This window comes from Candidatus Chloroploca sp. Khr17, from assembly GCF_004138165.1.
Lineage (GTDB): Bacteria > Chloroflexota > Chloroflexia > Chloroflexales > Chloroflexaceae > Chloroploca.
In genome coordinates, this window is the sequence record NZ_RYFF01000159.1 from 1 (window position 1) to 1,179 (window position 1,179).

A 1,179-nucleotide genomic window follows, 5' to 3' on the forward strand; every position below is an offset into this window, starting at 1 on the left:
TGAGATTGGCGGGGCCAGCCTGACCATCAGCGCACTCAGTCTGGGTGGGCTCAATCCCGGCGATTTTAGCCTGGTGGGCTGGAATGGCAATGATCCGATCACCATCCCTGATGGCGGTGCGCCTGCGGTCCTTGGCGTGCGCTGCACGCCGAGTGCGCCGGGCCTGCGTACCGCCACGCTCAGCATGAGCACCAACGACCCGCAACAACCCACGGTCACTTTCGACGTGAGTTGCCAGGGCGTGCGTCCCCTGCAACCACCGCTGGCCTCGTTCGCCCTGGGGCAAGCCAGTACCGGGGCTAGCAGTGGGCCGCACGGGTTGGCGATCAGCCCCGATGGCCAGCACCTCTATCTGGCAGCGCAGACCGGCGATTTTTTGATCATGCTGCGGCGCAGCCCCGATGGGGCGTTGCAAGTCGGGGCGACCTACCAGCACAATGCAGCTCTGCCCGAGGGCACGCTGCGCCTGGACGGCCCGCGGTATGTGGCGGTCAGCCCTGATGGGCGCACTGTGTATGTGACGGCCAGTGCCAGCGATAGTGTGACCGCCTTTGCGCGTGATGCAACCACCGGGCTGCTGACCCTGCTTGATACGGTGCAGCAGGGTGATAGTTATGGCTGTCGCGTGCGCCCGCCACCCCAGCTTATCGAATGTGCCGGCACGATCAGCAGCCTCGATAATCCTCAGGGCGTCGTGGTCAGTCCCGACGGGCTGCATGTCATCGTGGCGAGTGCCACCGGCCATTTGACCGTGCTGAGCCGGGCAGCGAATGGCGGGTTGCGCGGCCTCTTCCCCGCCGGGGCGCGCTTTGTGATGAGCCTGAACCGCAGTGAGTTGGCCGGGGCACGTGGGCTCGCCATAAGCCCCGAGGGGAGCAATCTCTATGTCGCCGGCTATGCCAACAACCAGTTGGTCGGCATCACGCGCAACCTGGCCAACGGCCAACTCAGCTTTAACGAGGCCCTGAAGGATGGCGGGAGGATCGAAGGGCTAGACGGCATCTTTGGGGTGACGGTCAGCCCCGATGGTCAGTACGTCTATGCGGCCAGCCAGCGCGCCAATGCGGTGGCTGTCTTCCAGCGCAATCTGGCCGAGCAGGGCCGGCTGCGTTTCCAGCAAGCCTGGCAGCAGGGTGACAGCGTGCTCGATCCCCAAACCGGTCTCCTCCGCACGCTTGA

The 1,179-nt window shown here is 65.2% G+C and carries 1 protein-coding gene; it reads left to right on the forward strand.

All coding sequences use genetic code 11. The features are described 5' to 3' along the window. Positions 1-1,179: beta-propeller fold lactonase family protein (locus EKD05_RS25515; RefSeq protein WP_165361001.1), on the forward strand; the 1,179-nt coding region annotated here is incomplete at both ends.